Consider the following 17,930-nt stretch of genomic DNA (forward strand, 5'->3'; position numbering starts at 1 on the left):
TTTTTGCGTGTGAATCTGCACCTATAAAAGATTCGTGCGACCCGGAGCGCTTTCGATGTCTTCTCGTCCCAACTACCGATCCCCTGTTCCCAACTCCCGCCTGCAACATTGCACCTTGTCGCTGCTCACCGCAGCGATCCTGCTGGCCGGCACCCATGCTGCGCCCGTTGTGGCCGCGCAAACCTCGGGCAGTTCCAGCCAGCGCATGGGCAACTACAACTTCGCCATTGCCCAGCAGCCCCTGGTATCGGCGCTCAATGCCTTCAGCACAGTGACGGGCTGGCAGGTTGGCCTGCCCGCCGAGTTGGGCACAGGCGTCAACTCCCCGGGCGTCCGTGGCTCACTGCCACCGGAGAAGGCCCTGGATCGGCTGCTGGCCGGCACCAACCTGAGCTATCGCAAGCTGGGCAACAACAACATCGTCCTGGAGAAGCGCAGCAATCCGAATACGGTGAACTTGCAGCAAGTGACCATCAGCGCCACCCGCCAGGAACAGGACATCAATTCGGTACCCAGCACCGTGAGCGTGCACACCCGGGAAGAGCTCGACCGGCAGAACGTCACCAATATCAAGGACCTGGTGCGCTACGAACCCGGCGTGTCGGTAGGTGGCGCCGGCCAGCGTGCCGGCATCAGCGGCTACAACATCCGTGGCATCGACAGCGACCGGATCCTGACCCAGGTCGATGGCGTCGAGGTTCCAGGGCACTTCTTCAGCGGCCCCTATGCCAAGACCAACCGCAATTACGTCGACCCGGAAATCGTCAAGCGCGTGGAAATCCTCCGTGGCCCGGCCTCGGTGCTGTATGGCAGCAACGCCATCGGCGGTGCCGTCAGCTACTACACCCTGGACCCCGACGACATCATCAAGCCCGGCCAGGATGTCGGTGCCCGCCTGAAGACCGGCTACAGCTCGGCCGACGAAAGCTGGTTGAAGTCCGGTACCTTCGCCGGCCGCATCGGCGAGTTCGACGGCTTGCTGCACCTGAGTCGACGCGATGGCCACGAAACCGAATCCTACGGCAGCAACAACGGCACCGGCCTGGGTCGCACCGCCGCTAACCCGGAGGATGTACGCACCACCAACGTATTGGCCAAGCTGGGCTGGAACTATGCGGACGACGCCCGCCTGGGCCTGACCTACGAAAAATACAAGGACGACCGCGACACCAACCAGAAAAGCGCTGTAGGCGGCCTGTTCATCAACGGCGTCGGGCAAAACTGGTACCGCTCGCGCACTGGTAACGACACCATCACCCGGGAACGCTTCGGCCTGGAAAACAGCTTCGCCCTGGAATCCCCCGTGGCAGACCGGATCAAGTGGAGCCTGAACTACCAGATCGCCAAGACCGACCAGACCACCAGCGAGCGCTATAACCCGGTCTCGATATACACCCCGGTGGCCCGTGACGTGCTGCGCGAGCGCAAGACCCTGTACGAGGAAAAGCAATGGGTATTCGACGCTCAGCTGGAAAAGGCCTTCGCCCTGGGTGAGACCGACCACCAGCTGACCTACGGCACCACTCTCAAGCAGCAGAAGGTTACCGGCTCGCGCTTTGGCACCGCCACTTGCCTGAAGGTCGGCGCGGGTTGTACCGCCATCGGCGCCCCTAGCCCGACCGCCAGCGACAGCGTGAAGAAATCCAGTGACTTCCCGGACCCGACCATCAATAGCTACGCCTTGTTCGCCCAGGACCAGATCAGCTGGAACGCCTGGACCTTCACCCCGGGCCTGCGCTACGACTACATCCAGCTCAAGCCGCACGTGACCCAGGAGTTCCTCAATACCGTCAACCCGAACGGCGCCTTCCCGGTCAGCGACGAGAAGAAGACCTGGCACCGGGTCTCACCAAAATTCGGCCTGACCTATGCCTTCGACCAGCACTACACCGCCTATGGCCAATACGCCGAGGGCTTCCGCACACCGTCGGCCAAGGCGCTCTACGGTCGCTTCGAGAACATCGCCGGTGGCTACGTCGTCGAGCCCAACTCCAACCTCAAGCCAGAGACCAGCAAAGGCATCGAGACCGGTCTGCGGGGCAGCTTCGACGCCGGTTCCTTCGACGTGTCGGTGTTCTACAACCAATACCGCGACTTCATCAACGAAGATGCGATCACTGCCGGTGCGCTGCAAGCCGTCATCCAGAGCAACAACATCAAGCGCGCCACCATCAAGGGCGCCGAAGCCAAGGGCCGCTTGAACCTGGATGCCTTCGGCGCGCCCCAGGGCCTGTACACCATGGCCTCGGTGGCCTATGCCCACGGTCGCAACAATGACAACGGCGAGCCGATCAACAGCGTCAATCCGCTCAAGGGCGTGTTCGGCCTGGGCTACGACCAGGATGACTACGGCGCGTTGCTGAGCTGGACCCTGGTCAAGCGCAAGGACCGGGTCGACGACAGCACCTTCAAGGCTCCGGACGGACGCCTGACCAGCAGTCAGTTCAAGACGCCCGGCTTCGGCATCCTCGACCTCACCGGCTTCTACAAGGTCACCAACGACCTGACCGTCAATGCCGGCCTGTACAACCTGACCGACAAGAAATACTGGAACTGGGACGACGTACGCGGCTACGACAGCGTCGGTGAAGCCGGACAGACGGCCCCGGCCAACCTCGACCGCCTGACCATGCCGGGCCGTAATTTCTCGGTCAACCTGGTCTGGGATATCTGACCCTGCCCCCTCACTGCTCTTTTTCATTCAGGGCAGTGAGGATTTTTTACTGTGTCGCGTCTTCTTGTTCGTCTAGTCACTAAGTGCCTCTCATTCTCAAGGACATCGGTATGACCGCCCAGGCTTGCGCCCAACCTCACCACCTGCGTTCCCAGCGCCTGAACCAGATCACCCACGAGCCGCATTCCAAGCTCGATGCCCTGGTCAAGGCCCACGCACCTTTTGAAACCCAGGGTGCCTTCGCCCGCTTCGTGGTAGCCCAGTACCTGTTCCAGTCGGAGCTGGTGGAGCTGTACAACGATCCCGAGCTGATCGCGATCGTCCCGGACCTGGCCGAGCGTTGCCGCGCCGAAGCGGCCAAGGCCGACCTCGCCGACCTGGACACCGAAGTACCGGCCCCGGTAGCCGGCGCCGTGCGCAACCCGAGCAAGGCCGAGGCCCTGGGCTGGATCTTCGTGTCCGAGGGTTCCAAGCTTGGCGCAGCGTTCCTGATCAAGCGCGCCGTGGGCCTGGGCCTGAGCGAGACCTTCGGTGCCCGTCACCTGGGCGAACCGGCCGGCGGGCGTGCCGAGGGCTGGAAAACCTTCACCCGCATCCTCGACGGCCTGCAGTTCAGCGCCGAAGAAGAAGCGGCAGCGGAAAAGGGCGCCCTGGATGCCTTCAACCGCTTCACCGTACTGCTGGAACAGGCTTACTCCAGCGCGGCACAGCCGGCCTGATCCGATAGTTGCAGGCAGGGCGCCATGGAGTGTCCCTGCCCGCCACGGTATTCTGTCGGCCTGCCCGCCTTGCGGATTGAGCCGTACGACGCGTTACCTCATCATCGACGCCATGACCCCCACTCGCCCCTCGCCCTCGAAAATCTCCCGCCTGCTGTTCGGCGCGCTGGCCTATGTCAGCCTGGCCATCGGCCTGATCGCCATCGTAGTGCCGGGCCTGCCGACCACCGAATTCATCCTCCTGGCCGCCTGGGCCGCCACCAAGAGCTCGCCAAGGCTCAGCGCCTGGATGGAGAACCACCGCCTGTTCGGGCCGATCCTGAGCAACTGGCGCAACGGCCGGATCGTCAGCCGCAAGGCCAAGGTCAGCGCCACCGTCAGCATGCTGCTGTGCGCCGGGCTGATGCTGACCCTGCTCAACCATCACTGGACCCTGTATGCCGCCATCGCCGGCATGACCCTGGGCAACCTGTGGATCTGGTCGCGCCCCGAGAGCCTGCCACAGGCCTCCTGAATCCAGCTCCGTGGCAGCTATGCCCTCGGCAGTGGGGCCATATATGTCAAGGAGATGACCGTTCGTCGGCAACACCTCACGCAAAGGCCGTCCGAGCCGATGTTGCGGGCATAGCGCTGAAATGGACTTGGCGAGCGGAATCATCCGACTCCGTGCTATCCATCCGTCCTTTCGCGAGATCGCCCCATGTTCGACTCTCTCTCCATTCGCCTGAAGATCGTGCTGCTGTCCGGCCTGTGCCTGCTAGGCGTGGTGGCCTTGATCGTCAGCATGAACCTGTACCAGAGCCGGCAGAACAACCAGTTGGTCAATACCTCCAGCACACGGATGCTGACCGCTGGAGTCGAGGACCTGCTGCAAGCCAAGGCGACCGACCAGGCCGTTCGGGTCCAGAAAACCTTCGGTGAAAGCCAGGTGGCGCTCAACGCCCTGACCGATCAGGTCCGCGACTTGCGCCAGATGGCCAGCAAGCGTGGCCTGGAGGCCTCGGTACTGCGCGAGGAACTCAACCACAGCCTCAAGACCGCCTTCGAACGCAATCCCAAGGTACTGGGCATCTGGCTGGCCTATGAACCCAACGCCCTGGATGGCAAGGACAGTGAGTTCGCCAACGATACGGCTCGCTCGTCCAACGAGCGCGGGCGCTTCGCCACCTACTGGAGTCGTTCCGGTGGCCAGGGGCTCAACACCGTGATGGCCGAGGAGGACCTGACCAAGACCACCCTCAACCTCAGCGGTACTCCCTACAACATCTGGTACACCTGCCCTCGCGACAACCGCCGCACCTGCCTGCTCGATCCTTATGCCGACACCATTGGCGAGGACAAGAAACAGGTGCTGATGACCACCATCTCCCAGCCCCTGCTGGTGGATGGCAAGGTGATCGGGGTCATGGGCATCGATATCGCCCTGGACTCCCTGCAAGCCGCCGCCGGTGAGGCCCAGCGCTTCCTGTTCGATGGCGCCGGGCACATGATGATCGTCGCCGGCAGTGGCTTGCTGGCGGCTGTCGGCGCCGACGCCAGCCAGGTCGGCAAGAACGTCAACGACGCCTTCGCAGCCCAGGGCAAGGACATTCTCGCGACAGTCACCGGCAACCAGGCCAAGACCCTGCAACAGGGCGAGCTGATTCGCGCGGTCTACCCTTTCAGCCCCATCGCCGATGCCAAGCCCTGGGGCGTGACCATCGACCTACCACAACAGGTGCTGCTGGCCGACTCGGTAAAACTGCAAGCCCTGCTGGATGAAGCCCAGACCAGCGGCATGGTCAAGACCGTGCTGGTGGCCATCGGTGCCGGCCTGCTGGGCCTGGCCCTGATCTGGCTCAGCGCCTCGGGCGTGACCCGGCCGATCAACGGCGTGGCCCAGATGCTCAAGGCCATCGCCAGCGGCGACGGCGACCTGACCCAGCGCCTGGACTACAGCAAGAAGGACGAACTGGGCGAGCTGGTGGGCTGGTTCAACCGCTTCCTCGACAAGCTGCAGCCGACCATCGCCCAGATCAAGCAGAGCATCACCGAGGCCCGCGGCACCGCCGACCAGTCCTCGGAGATCGCCCGCCAGACCAGCGAAGGCATGCAGGTGCAGTTCCGCGAGATCGACCAGGTGGCCACCGCCTCCAACGAAATGAGCGCCACGGCCCACGAAGTCGCCAGCAGCGCGGCCAATGCCGCCCAGGCCGCCCGCGGCGCCGACCAGTCGGCCAAGGAAGGCATGACCATCATCGAGCGCAGCACCCGCGACATCAGCCTGCTGGCCGACGAAGTGAGCAAGGCCGTGGGCGAAGTCGAAGCCCTGGCGGTGAGCAGCGAGCAGATCGGTTCGGTACTGGAGGTGATCCGCAGCATCGCCGAACAGACCAACCTGCTGGCCCTCAATGCCGCCATCGAAGCCGCCCGGGCCGGTGAAAGCGGTCGTGGTTTCGCGGTGGTCGCCGATGAAGTGCGCAACCTGGCCAAGCGCACCCAGGACTCGGTGGAAGAGATCCGTGTGGTGATCGAACGCATCCAGAGCGGCACCCGCGAGGTGGTGACCACCATGCATGCCAGCCAGGATCAGGCGCAGAGCAATGCCGGGCAGATCCAGCAAGCGGTCCTGGCCCTGGGCAAGATCAGCGACGCGGTGACGGTGATCAGCGACATGAACCTGCAGATCGCCAGCGCCGCCGAAGAACAGAGCGCCGTGGCCGAAGAGGTCAACCGCAATGTCTCGGCAATCCGTAGCGTCACCGAGACCCTTACCGAACAGGCCAGCGAATCGGCCCAGGTCAGCAGCCAGCTCAATGCCCTGGCGACCCAGCAGATGAAACTGATGGACCAGTTCCGCGTCTGAGTCCGGCCCTTGTGACGCGGCAACCCGCGTCACAAGACCCGCGCCTGCGCCTCGACAGGCCATGGGATTTCAGGGTGCAATGCCCTCCTCTTGTCGAGAGGAGCTGTCCATGCACCCGCTACTGACATCCATTCAAGCCGCCCTGCACCTGCCACCGTCCGAGCTCCACGAACAGGGCGAAGGCGCCCTGCCCTCGGCCTTTGCCGTCAGCGACCTGGCCAGCGCCAGCATCGGTGCCGCCGGGCAGGCACTCGCCGAACTCTTGTATCACCACACCGGCCGGCGCCCTACGGTCAGTGTCGACCGGCGCCTGGCCTCGTTCTGGTTCGCCAGCTCGCTGCGTCCTCAGGGCTGGAGCCCGCCCGCACTCTGGGACCCGATTGCCGGCGACTACGCCACCTGCGACGGCTGGATTCGCCTGCACACCAATGCCCCTCACCATCGGGCCGTAGCCGAACAGGTCCTGGGCCCCGCCAGCGAGCGTTCGGCCATGGCGGCCAGGGTGGCAAGCTGGAAAGCCCACGAGCTGGAACAGGCCATCGTCGAGCACGGTGGCTGCGCGGCGCAGATGCGTAGTTGGCAGCAGTGGCAGGTCCACCCCCAGGGCCAGGCGGTCAACAGCGAGCCCCTGGTGCATTGGTTGCCCGGCCACGAACCTCGGAAAAAGTCCTGGAGCCGGTCCAGCGAGCGACCGCTGGCCGGGCTCAAGGTGCTGGACCTGACCCGGGTCCTGGCCGGTCCCGTGGCCAGCCGCCTGCTGGCCGGGCTCGGCGCCGACGTGCTGCGCATCGATCCGCCCTGGTGGAACGAACCGGCAGTGGAACCGGAAATGACCCTGGGCAAGCGCTGCGCCCGCCTGGACCTGCACGTTCTTGAAGACCGCGCCCTCTTCGAAAGCCTGCTGGCCCAGGCCGACCTGCTGCTGCACGGCTACCGCGGCGACGCCCTGGACGGCCTGGGCTATGACAGTGAACAGCGCCAGCGCCTGTCCCCTGGGCTGATCGAGGTGAGCCTCAACGCCTACGGTTGGAGCGGACCCTGGCGTAACCGCCGGGGGTTCGACAGCCTGGTGCAGATGAGCTGCGGCATCGCCGAGGCCGGCATGGCCTGGAAAGCAGCGGAACAACCCACGCCCCTACCGGTGCAGGCCCTGGATCACGCCACCGGCTACCTGATGGCAGCCAGCGCCCTGCGCGCCCTGGACCCGTCCTGGCAGCAGGGCGGGCAAGCCCGTTTGTCCCTGGCCCGCACGGCCAGGTTGCTGATCGATCATTCCAGCCAGGGACAGGCCAGCACCGGACTGCGGCCCGAGGGGCCGGAGGATCAAGGGCTGGTGCAGGAGCAGACGGCCTGGGGACCGGCTCATCGCCTTCAGGTGCCCCTGAACATCAGCGGCACGCCGCTACAGTGGGACTGCCCGGCAGGCCCCTTGGGCGCTCATCGGGCCAGGTGGTGGTAGCGGCCTCGTGACTCAGCCGCCAGCCGCCCACAGGTGCTGCGCGGCATAGCCGCGCCACGGCCGCCAGGCTTCGGCGCGGGCCAACAGCTGGCGCGCATTCGGCCGCTGGCCCTGCAATGTCGCCATGGCATTGAGCAACCCGACGTCTGCCGCCGGAAAGGCATCCATCTCGCGCATGTGCCGCAGGGCGATGTAGTGCGCCGTCCAGTCACCGATTCCAGACAGTTGCAACAGCCCCTGGACACCTTGCTGCAGGCTGCCCTTGGGCTCCAGCAGCAACGGGTCGTCCAGCAGCGCCTGGGCCACCCCGGACAGGGTCCGAGCACGACTGCGGGGCATCCCCAGCGCGGCCAGGTCTGCCGAGGCCAGGGCCGTGGGCGTGGCAAACACATGGCTCAGCCCTGGCCACAGGGGATCGCCACAGGCCAAGGGGCGGCCGTGCAACGCCACCAGCCGCCCTGCCAGGTCGATAGCGCCCTGTACGGTAATCTGCTGGCCCAGCACGGCGCGGATCGCCAGTTCGAAACCATCCCAGGCTCCCGGGACCCGCAATCCGGGACGGCTGCGTAGTAACGGCTGCAGCAACTCGTCCCCAGCCAGTTCACGAGCGATTCGCTGCAAGTCGGCGTCCAGGTCGAACTGGCGGCGCACACGCATCACCACCTGCCCGATCAGCTGCGGCGACAAGTCCTGGCCGGCCGACTGGAAACGCACATCCAGTTGCTCCCCTGGCCCCGGGCGTACGCTCAAGGTGCCGGACTGTCCGTCGAGTTCGAAACTCCGGGCGTAGGCCTCGCCCTGCACCACCTCCAGGCCAGCGATGGCGCGCCGCGCCAGAAAGCCCAGCATCGCCTGCCAGTCGTAGGGCCCGGCATAGGGCAGCAGCAGTCGCAGCTCATTCATAACGCCAGCAAACCACTGTAGAGGCCGTAGGCCGCCAGCAACGCGCCGACGATCACGGCACTGAAGATCAGCTTCTCCGGCAGGGTGAACAACGGCTCGCCCTGCTCATGCTTGGCCTTGGCAAACAGGATCACTCCTGGGGCATAGAGCAGGGCCGAGAGCAGCAGGTACTTGACCCCTCCGGCGTACAGCAACCAGATGGCGTAGCTCAGGGCAATGCTGGCGATAAGCAGGTCCTTCATCCGCTGCCCGGTGGCTTGCTCGTAGGTTTCACCACGGCCACTGAGCAACACCGCATAGGCGGCGGACCACAGATAGGGCACCAGGATCATCGACGAAGCCAGGTAGATCAGCTTGGTGTAGGTGCCGGCGGAGACCAGGGTGATCAACAGGAACACCTGGATCATCACGTTGGTCAGCCACAGGGCGTTGACCGGTACATGGTTGGCGTTTTCCTTGCGCAAGAACGCCGGCATGGTCCGGTCGCTCGCGGTGGCGTGGAGGATCTCCGCGCACAACAGGGCCCAGGACAACAGGGCCCCCAGCAGCGATACCGCCAGGCCGATGCTGATCAGCAAGGCGCCCCAGGGCCCGACAATGTGCTCCAGTACCGCCGCCAGGGACGGGTTCTGCAACCTGGCCAGCTCCGGCTGGCTCATGATCCCCAGCGACAGCACGTTGACCAGCACCAACAGCGCCAGCACGCCGAGGAAACCTATCACCGTGGCCCGCCCGACATCCTCGCGCTTCTGCGCCCGCGCCGAGTACACGCTGGCCCCCTCGATGCCGATGAAGACGAAGACCGTGACCAGCATCATGTTGCGCACCTGGTCCAGCACCCCGCCGAAATTCGGGTTGCTGTGCCCCCAGATATCGCGGGTGAAGATCTCCGCCTTGAAGGCCACCGCAGCGATCACGATGAACATCACCAAAGGCACGATCTTGGCCACCGTGGTCAGCTGGTTGATGAACGTGGCTTCCTTGATCCCGCGCAGTACCAGAAAGTGCACGGCCCACAGCAGCAGCGAGGCACAACCGATGGCCACCGGGGTATTGCCCTGGCCGAACACCGGGAAGAAATAGCCCAGGGTGCTGAACAGCAGGACGAAGTAGCCGACGTTGCCCAGCCAGGCGCTGATCCAGTAGCCCCAGGCCGAAGAAAAACCCATGTAGTCGCCAAAGCCGGCCTTGGCATAGGCGTAGACCCCGGAATCCAGTTCAGGCTTGCGATTGGCCAGGGTCTGGAACACGAAGGCCAGGGTCAGCATGCCGACCGCGGTAATCGCCCAGCCGATCAGGACCGCCCCGGCGTCGGCCCGGGCCGCCATGTTCTGCGGCAAGGAAAAGATCCCCCCGCCAATCATGGAACCCACCACCAACGCGATCAGCGCACCCAATTGAAGTTTTTGTGCCGGTTGTGACATCCCTACTCCTTATATCAGCGAGTCGCCCTGGCGATAAAATTAGACGCAATTAAATAACTTTCTAGGAAATTGATTCTGATAGTAACAGTCAATTAACCATCCTTTATTCGGATACTCCGCGAACACCCGCCAGAACACACTGAATAACCGAGTATTTTGTTAAGAGTATGCGCCAAGTGCCATCACCCATCTCGCCTTAATTAGCGAGCGAGATGATTTGCATATTCTTTGAAAGGGTCTAGCGTCAATCGACATCGATAATGGAAGCCGCCTCTTTGAAAGGAGATCAAAGCCTTATGGGATGGGCCTTGCAGGGCTGCATTCTACCTCTCGCTACACGTCTTAAGTCATTCATTCACAACGAAATGCAGCAATTGACTGATCCAAGTCAGCAGTTTGGATTGGCGACAGACTTAATCTGAAGTCTCTCTTCTCCTGCATTGGAGTCATGCAATGTCTGAATCTCCCGGAAAACTAAAACTGGGCGCATTAGTCGCCTTGGTAGTGGGTTCCATGATTGGCGGGGGGATCTTTTCCTTGCCGCAGAACATGGCAGCCAGCGCCGATGTCGGGGCAGTTCTTATTGGTTGGGCAATTACTGCAGTCGGCATGTTGACATTGGCATTCGTCTTTCAAACCCTGGCCAATCGCAAACCTGACCTGGATGGCGGTGTATATGCCTACGCCAAGGCCGGATTCGGCGACTACATGGGCTTCTCCTCAGCCTGGGGCTACTGGATCAGCGCCTGGTTGGGCAACGTCGGCTACTTCGTCCTGTTGTTCAGCACCCTGGGTTACTTCTTCCCGATCTTCGGTGAGGGCAACACTCCTGCGGCGGTGATCGGTGCCTCGGTCCTGCTCTGGGCCGTGCACTTTCTGGTACTGCGCGGTATCAAGGAAGCGGCCTTCATCAACCTGGTGACCACGGTGGCCAAGGTGGTGCCGCTGCTGCTGTTCGTGCTGATCGCGCTCTTCGCCTTCAAGCTGGACATCTTCACCGCTGACATCTGGGGCGTGAAGAACCCGGACCTGGGCAGCGTGATGAACCAGGTACGCAACATGATGCTGGTCACCGTCTGGGTGTTCATCGGCATCGAGGGCGCGAGCATCTTCTCTTCCCGGGCGGAAAAACGCTCCGACGTGGGCAAGGCCACCGTCATCGGCTTCATCACCGTGCTGCTGTTCCTGGTGCTGGTGAACGTGCTGTCCCTGGGGATCATGACCCAGCCGGAACTGGCCAAGCTGCAGAACCCATCCATGGCCGCGGTCCTGGAACACGTGGTGGGCCACTGGGGCGCGCTGCTGATCAGCATCGGCCTGATCATCTCGCTGCTCGGAGCCCTGCTGTCGTGGGTCCTGTTGTGCGCCGAGATCATGTTCGCCGCCGCCAAGGACCACACCATGCCGGAGTTCCTGCGCCGCGAGAACGCCAACCACGTACCGGCCAACGCCCTGTGGCTGACCAACGTCATGGTGCAGGTCTTCCTGGTCATCACCCTGTTTTCCAAGGGCACCTACCTGTCGCTGATCTACCTGGCCACCTCGATGATCCTGGTGCCGTACCTGTGGTCGGCGGCTTACGCGGTACTCCTGGCGGTACGTGGCGAAAGCTACGAACAGGCCCTGGCCGAGCGCAAGAAAGACCTGGTGATCGGCTGCATCGCCCTGCTCTACGCCATCTGGCTGTTGTACGCCGGTGGGGTCAAGTACCTGCTGCTCTCGGCCCTGCTGTACGCCCCCGGCGCGGTGCTCTTCGCCAAGGCCAAGATGGAATTGCACAAACCGATTTTCACCCGTGTAGAGAAGCTGATTTTCGCAGCCGTGCTCCTGGGCGCCGCCCTGGCGGCCTACGGACTCTACGACGGCTTCCTGACCCTATAGCTGCACCGGCAATACCCCCTGATTGTTTTACCTCTGGAGGATCACAGTAATGACCACGGAAAAAGTTAAGTACGGCGTCCATTCCGAAGCCGGCAAACTGCGCAAAGTCATGGTTTGCTCCCCAGGCCTGGCCCATCAGCGGCTGACCCCGAACAACTGCGATGAACTGCTGTTCGACGACGTGCTGTGGGTGGCCCAGGCCAAGCGCGATCACTTCGACTTCGTCACCAAGATGCGCGAGCGGGATATCGATGTGCTGGAGATGCACAACCTGCTGACCGACATCGTCGCCATCCCCGAAGCCCTGGACTGGATCCTGGAGCGCAAGATCACCGCCAACACCGTGGGCCTGGGGCTGGTGGAGGAAGTCGGCTCGTGGTTGCGCAGCCTGGAGCCGCGCAAGATCGCCGAATACCTCATCGGCGGGGTCTCGGCCGATGACCTGCCCAGCAGCTTCGGCGGCAAGACCATCGAGATGTTCCGCGACTTCCTCGGCCACGCCAGCTTCATCCTGCCGCCTTTGCCCAACACCCAGTTCACCCGCGACACCACCTGCTGGATCTATGGCGGCGTGACGCTCAACCCCATGTACTGGCCGGCGCGACGCCAGGAAACCCTGCTGACCACCGCCATCTACAAGTTCCACCCCGAGTTCACCAACGCCGACTTCCAGATCTGGTACGGCGACCCCGACCAGGAGCATGGCGCCTCCACCCTGGAAGGCGGTGACGTCATGCCCATTGGCAACGGCGTGGTCCTGATCGGCATGGGCGAGCGTTCGTCCCACCAGGCCATCGGCCAACTGGCGCGCAACCTGTTCAAGAACAAAGCCGTGGAGCGAGTGATCGTTGCCGGCCTGCCGAAATCCCGCGCAGCGATGCACCTGGATACCGTGTTCAGTTTCTGCGACCGCGACCTGGTCACCATCTTCCCCGAAGTGGTCAATCAGATCGTTCCTTTCACCCTGCGCCCTGACGAGAGCAAGCCCCACGGCATCGATATCCAGCGCGAGAAGACCAACTTCCTCGACACCGTGGCCGCCGCCCTCAACCTCAAGGCTCTGCGAGTCGTGGAGACCGGCGGCAACAGCTTCGCCGCCGAACGCGAACAATGGGACGACGGCAACAACGTGGTGGCCGTGGAGCCCGGCGTGGTCATCGGCTACGACCGCAATACCTACACCAACACCCTGCTGCGCAAGGCCGGCGTGGAAGTCATCACCATCAGCGCCGGCGAACTGGGTCGCGGCCGTGGCGGCGGCCACTGCATGACCTGCCCGATCGTGCGCGACCCGATCGACTACTGAGCCTTTAGACGACCCGCTGTCCGACCGCGCCCGCCCGGCGCCGGTCGGGCCGATCACTGAATTCGAGGAGAATCACCATGGCTTTCAACATCCACAACCGCAACCTGCTGAGCCTGGAACACCACACCCCACGCGAGCTGCGCTATCTGCTGGACCTGTCCCGCGACCTCAAGCGCGCCAAGTACACCGGCACCGAGCAGCAGCACCTGAAGGGCAACAACATCGCCCTGATCTTCGAAAAGACCTCCACCCGTACCCGCTGTGCCTTCGAGGTAGCGGCCTATGACCAAGGGGCCAACGTCACCTACATCGACCCCAATTCCTCGCAGATCGGCCACAAGGAAAGCATGAAGGACACCGCCCGGGTGCTGGGGCGCATGTACGACGCCATCGAGTACCGCGGCTTCAAGCAGGAGATCGTCGAGGAACTGGCGAAGTTCGCCGGGGTACCGGTGTTCAACGGCCTGACCGACGAATACCACCCGACCCAGATGATCGCCGACGTGCTGACCATGCGTGAGCACGCCGACAAGCCGATCCACGAAATCAGCTACGCCTACCTGGGCGATGCCCGCAACAACATGGGCAACTCGCTGCTGCTGGTGGGCGCCAAGCTCGGCATGGACGTGCGCATCTGCGCGCCCAAGGCCCTGTGGCCCCATGACGACCTGGTCGAGCGCTGCAAGAAATACGCTGAGGAAAGCGGCGCGCGCATCACCCTCACCGAGGACCCGAAAGCCGCGGTCAAGGGCGTGGACTTCATCCACACCGACGTCTGGGTCTCCATGGGCGAGCCGGTGGAAGCCTGGGCCGAGCGCATCGAGCAACTGCTGCCCTACCAGGTCAACACCCAGTTGATGAAGGCCACCGGCAACCCACGGACCAAGTTCATGCACTGCCTGCCGGCCTTCCACAACAGCGATACCAAGGTCGGCAAGCAGATCGCCGAGCAGTATCCGCACCTGGCCAACGGCATCGAAGTCACCGATGACGTGTTCGAGTCCCCGGCCTGCATCGCCTTCGAGCAGGCGGAGAACCGCATGCACACCATCAAGGCGATCCTGGTCTCGACCCTGGCCGACCTGTAATTCCCCTTCGGCACCGGCGCTGCCCAGGTAGCGCCGGCACCGGACTCTAGAAGGACTGCATTATGCGTATCGTCGTTGCATTGGGCGGTAACGCCCTGCTCCGCCGTGGTGAACCCATGACCGCGGACAACCAGCGCGCCAACATCCGCATCGCCACCGAACAGATCGCCAAGATCCATCCCGGCAACCAGCTGGTGATCGCCCACGGCAATGGTCCGCAAGTGGGACTGCTGTCGCTGCAGGCGGCGGCCTACACCCAGGTCTCGCCCTACCCGCTGGACGTACTCGGCGCCGAGACCGAGGGCATGATCGGCTACATCATCGAACAGGAACTGGGCAACCTGCTGGACTTCGAGGTGCCGTTCGCCACGCTGCTGACCCAAGTGGAAGTGGATGCCAAGGACCCGGCCTTCAAGAACCCGACCAAGCCCATCGGCCCGGTCTACGACAAGGAAGAAGCCGAGAAGCTGGCCAAGGAAAAAGGCTGGGCCATTGCCCCGGACGGTGACAAGTACCGCCGTGTAGTGGCGAGCCCGAAACCCAAGCGCATCTTCGAGATCCGTCCGATCAAGTGGCTGCTGGAAAAAAGCAGCATCGTGATCTGCGCCGGTGGCGGCGGTATCCCGACCCTGTATGGCGAGGACGGCAAGCTCAAGGGCATCGAGGCGGTGATCGACAAGGACCTGTGCTCGGCACTGCTGGCCCGGCAACTGGAAGCCGACCTGCTGGTGATCGCCACCGACGTCAACGCGGCGTTCGTCGACTTCGGCAAGCCGACCCAGAAGGCCATTGCCCAGGCCCATCCGGACGAAATCGAGAAGCTCGGCTTTGCCGCCGGTTCCATGGGACCCAAGGTCCAGGCGGCCTGCGAATTCGCCCGGCAGACTGGAAAAGTCGCGGTGATCGGTTCACTCTCGGACATTGAAGCCATCGTCCAGGGCCAGGCCGGTACGCGCATCAGCACAGGCAAACCCGGCATCAGCTACCTGTAGACGCCCGCTGCTGGAACACGGGCAGGCCCATCGCCTGCCCCTCTTCAACGCCCAGGAGGACAACGCCTATGGCCATGTTTGAGCCCGGTCACCTGCATATCGAGCGCCATGCGCTGAACAAGGACGACTACAGCTACAACCTGTGCATCGACTATGAACTGGCCCAGGACCCCAAGGAGGGTCGCGGCATGCAGTTCACCCTGCACGGCACCATCGAGGACAAGCCCCTCAAGGAGCAGTTCTTCCTGGCCAAGGACCAGGCCTTCGACTTCGCCCGCCATGCCGCGCGTATCGCCCAGCAACACGGGATGCCCAAGAGCGCGAATATTTCGTCCTTGCACAAGTACTACGACGAGATGTTCGAAGACGTGCGCAGGCAACTGGACATCAAGCCCGGCGACCCGATGAAACCCGAGCATCTGGAATAGCACCTCGCCTTGCGCAGGAGTCGGCCGGCCCCCCCTGCCTGGCATCGGCTCCGTGCCTGATGCAAGCGCCCCGCAGGGCTGCACGATAGCCGCGACGATTTCGACTAAGCCCTTCGTCCAAGGCATACTGGCGCCCCTCAGTGTCCCAGAACCTTCCGTCACCCCATGCGTATCCATGTCAGCTTCATCGACCGCGTCGGCATCACCCAGGAAGTCCTGGCCCTGCTGGGTGGACGTAATCTCAACCTGGATGCGGTGGAAATGGTGCCACCCAACGTCTACATAGACGCCCCGACACTGAGCCCCGAAGTCCTGGAAGAGCTGCGCGACGCCCTGTTCAACGTACGAGGTGTACAGGCAGTGACCGTGGTCGACATCCTGCCCGGCCAACGTCGCCACCTGCAGCTCGATGCCCTGTTGGCAGCCATGACCGATCCAGTGCTGGCCCTGGACAGCGCCGGCAAGGTCCTGCTGGCCAACCCGGCGCTGATTGCCCTGTGCGGTCGCGAACCTGCGGGAGAAAGCGTCGCCGAATTGTTTGCCGACCCTGGCCTGCTCGCCTCCCTCCTGGAAAACGGCTTTCGCCTGCCCCTTCGGGAAATCATCCTCAATGGCCAGACCCTGCTACTCGATGCCACCCCCATCACCGATGCCGGTGCGCTGCTGACCCTGTACCAGCCCAACCGTATTGGCGAGCAGTTGTCGGCGCTGCACCACGATCACGCCGAAGGCTTCGACGCCCTGCTCGGCGAATCGCCAGCGATCCGTACCCTCAAGGCCCGGGCCCAGCGGGTAGCGGCCCTGGATGCCCCGTTGCTGATCCAGGGTGAAACCGGGACCGGCAAGGAACTGGTGGCCCGGGCCTGTCACGCCATCAGTACCCGCCACAGCGCGCCGTTCCTGGCGCTGAACTGCGCCGCGCTGCCGGAAAACCTCGCCGAGAGCGAGTTGTTCGGCTATGCCCCGGGGGCCTTCACCGGGGCCCAGCGCGGGGGCAAGCCAGGGCTGATGGAGCTGGCCAACCAGGGCACGGTATTCCTCGATGAAATCGGCGAGATGTCGCCCTACCTGCAAGCCAAGCTCCTGCGCTTTCTCAACGACGGCAGCTTTCGTCGCGTCGGCGGCGACCGCGAGATCAAGGTCAATGTGCGCATCCTCAGCGCGACCCATCGCGACCTGGAGAAAATGGTCAGCGAGGGCAGTTTCCGCGAGGACCTGTTCTACCGCCTCAATGTGCTGAACATCGAGGTACCGCCGTTGCGCGAGCGCGGCCAGGACATCCTGCTCCTGGCCCGCTACTTCATGCAGCAGGCCTGTACCCAGATCCAGCGACCGGTATGCCGCCTGACGCCGGGCACCTACCCGGCGCTGCTGGGCAATCGCTGGCCAGGCAACGTGCGCCAGTTGCAGAATGTGATCTTCCGGGCCGCAGCGATCTGCGAGAGTAACCTGGTGGACATCGGTGACCTGGATATCGCCGGTACGTCGGTGGCACGCCAGAACGATGTCGAGGTACAGAGCCTGGAACAGGCCGTGGAAAGCTTCGAGAAGGAGCTGCTGGAAAGCCTCTACGTCAACTACCCCTCCACCCGGCAATTGGCCAGCCGACTGCAAACGTCCCACACCGCCATCGCCCATCGCCTGCGCAAATACGGTATCCCCGGCAAGGCCTGAAAGCCCCTCATGCCTGTTGCTGCACGCCCGATGAGCCCCTGCGGCGCCTTCATCCTTACGCCCTATTGAACAGCAGCTACGCTCAAACACTCGGGCAGGCATACGAGGATGACCGGGCATGAAAACCAAGTCTCTGCTGGTGGTCGCATTGGGCGCGGCCCTGGTCGGCACCTGCCTTTCACCGCAGGCAGACCCGGGAAAAGGCAAAGGCCATGGCGAACAGCATGGCCATCAAGGAAATGCCGGTGACCGCCAGGCGGGTCCATCCATCGACCCAGGCGGGATACGCGGCATCCTCGAGGGCAACCGGGGGTACTGGAGCCCCGGCCCGTCACTGCCTCCCGGTATCCAGAAAAAACTCGCTCGGGGCAAACCGCTCCCACCCGGCATTGCGAAGAAACTCGATGGCCGGCTGCTCGGGCATCTGCCTCGCTACGACGGTTATGAATGGCAGCAAGCCGGAACCGACCTGATCCTGGTGACGATCGCCACTGGGGTGATCTATGAAGTGCTGCACGGCATTCTCGATTGAATCCC

The 17,930-nt window shown here is 63.5% G+C and carries 14 protein-coding genes; 12 read left to right on the forward strand and 2 right to left on the reverse strand.

Annotated elements, in window-relative coordinates; all coding sequences use genetic code 11:
• Positions 1 to 55: 55 nt before the first annotated feature.
• The 5 genes from ATY02_RS28045 (at position 56) to ATY02_RS28065 (ending at position 7,697) form a co-directional block, all read left to right on the forward strand.
• The gene (locus tag ATY02_RS28045; RefSeq protein WP_068579196.1) at positions 56 to 2,674 is read left to right on the forward strand and encodes a TonB-dependent receptor; all 2,619 of its coding nucleotides are present in this window, start codon (positions 56 to 58) and stop codon (positions 2,672 to 2,674) included.
• Positions 2,675 to 2,784: 110 nt separating this feature from the next.
• A complete protein-coding gene (locus ATY02_RS28050) occupies positions 2,785 to 3,393 on the forward strand; it encodes a biliverdin-producing heme oxygenase (RefSeq protein ID WP_068579193.1) in 609 nt (202 codons plus the stop codon).
• Positions 3,394 to 3,505: 112 nt separating this feature from the next.
• Entirely contained in the window at positions 3,506 to 3,907 is a 402-nt protein-coding gene (locus ATY02_RS28055) for a YbaN family protein (RefSeq protein ID WP_068579191.1), read from the forward strand.
• A 186-nt stretch (positions 3,908 to 4,093) separates the two neighbouring features.
• A complete protein-coding gene (locus ATY02_RS28060; RefSeq protein WP_068579189.1) occupies positions 4,094 to 6,238 on the forward strand; it encodes a methyl-accepting chemotaxis protein in 2,145 nt (714 codons plus the stop codon).
• Between the two features lie 109 nt (positions 6,239 to 6,347).
• Positions 6,348 to 7,697, forward strand: a complete 1,350-nt coding sequence (locus ATY02_RS28065) for a CoA transferase (protein WP_068579186.1) — start codon at positions 6,348 to 6,350, stop codon at positions 7,695 to 7,697.
• A 12-nt stretch (positions 7,698 to 7,709) separates the two neighbouring features.
• On the opposite strand, the gene ATY02_RS28070 is transcribed toward ATY02_RS28065, so the two are convergent.
• Positions 7,710 to 8,600: a DNA-3-methyladenine glycosylase family protein gene (locus ATY02_RS28070; RefSeq protein WP_068579184.1), complete on the reverse strand. Its 891-nt coding sequence runs from the start codon at positions 8,598 to 8,600 to the stop codon at positions 7,710 to 7,712.
• Positions 8,597 to 10,024, reverse strand: coding sequence for an arginine-ornithine antiporter (gene arcD / locus ATY02_RS28075; protein ID WP_068579182.1), 1,428 nt, complete (start codon positions 10,022 to 10,024; stop codon positions 8,597 to 8,599). The genes ATY02_RS28070 and arcD (ATY02_RS28075) overlap by 4 nt, the downstream gene beginning before the upstream one ends.
• A gap of 453 nt (positions 10,025 to 10,477) precedes the next feature.
• Between arcD (ATY02_RS28075) and arcD (ATY02_RS28080) the strand changes: the two genes are divergently transcribed.
• From arcD (ATY02_RS28080) to ATY02_RS28110, 7 genes are all read left to right on the forward strand, one after another.
• A complete protein-coding gene (gene arcD / locus ATY02_RS28080; RefSeq protein ID WP_068579181.1) occupies positions 10,478 to 11,905 on the forward strand; it encodes an arginine-ornithine antiporter in 1,428 nt (475 codons plus the stop codon).
• 49 nt (positions 11,906 to 11,954) lie between these two features.
• Positions 11,955 to 13,211, forward strand: coding sequence for an arginine deiminase (gene arcA / locus ATY02_RS28085; protein WP_068579179.1), 1,257 nt, complete (start codon positions 11,955 to 11,957; stop codon positions 13,209 to 13,211).
• A 77-nt stretch (positions 13,212 to 13,288) separates the two neighbouring features.
• Positions 13,289 to 14,299 carry an ornithine carbamoyltransferase gene (locus ATY02_RS28090; RefSeq protein WP_022640460.1) on the forward strand — a complete coding sequence of 337 codons (1,011 nt, stop codon included), beginning with the start codon at positions 13,289 to 13,291 and terminating at the stop codon, positions 14,297 to 14,299.
• Positions 14,300 to 14,361: 62 nt separating this feature from the next.
• Entirely contained in the window at positions 14,362 to 15,291 is a 930-nt protein-coding gene (arcC, locus tag ATY02_RS28095) for a carbamate kinase (protein WP_068579177.1), read from the forward strand.
• A gap of 68 nt (positions 15,292 to 15,359) precedes the next feature.
• Complete coding sequence (locus ATY02_RS28100) at positions 15,360 to 15,719, forward strand: DUF5064 family protein (protein ID WP_068579175.1); 360 nt, start codon at positions 15,360 to 15,362, stop codon at positions 15,717 to 15,719.
• 165 nt (positions 15,720 to 15,884) lie between these two features.
• Complete coding sequence (locus tag ATY02_RS28105) at positions 15,885 to 17,393, forward strand: sigma-54-dependent transcriptional regulator (RefSeq protein WP_068579172.1); 1,509 nt, start codon at positions 15,885 to 15,887, stop codon at positions 17,391 to 17,393.
• A gap of 118 nt (positions 17,394 to 17,511) precedes the next feature.
• A complete protein-coding gene (locus ATY02_RS28110; RefSeq protein ID WP_068579171.1) occupies positions 17,512 to 17,925 on the forward strand; it encodes an anti-virulence regulator CigR family protein in 414 nt (137 codons plus the stop codon).
• The last annotated feature ends 5 nt before the right edge of the window (positions 17,926 to 17,930 follow it).

The sequence above is a fragment of the Pseudomonas sp. BIOMIG1BAC genome, from assembly GCF_001705995.2.
Taxonomy (GTDB): domain Bacteria; phylum Pseudomonadota; class Gammaproteobacteria; order Pseudomonadales; family Pseudomonadaceae; genus Aquipseudomonas; species Aquipseudomonas sessilinigenes.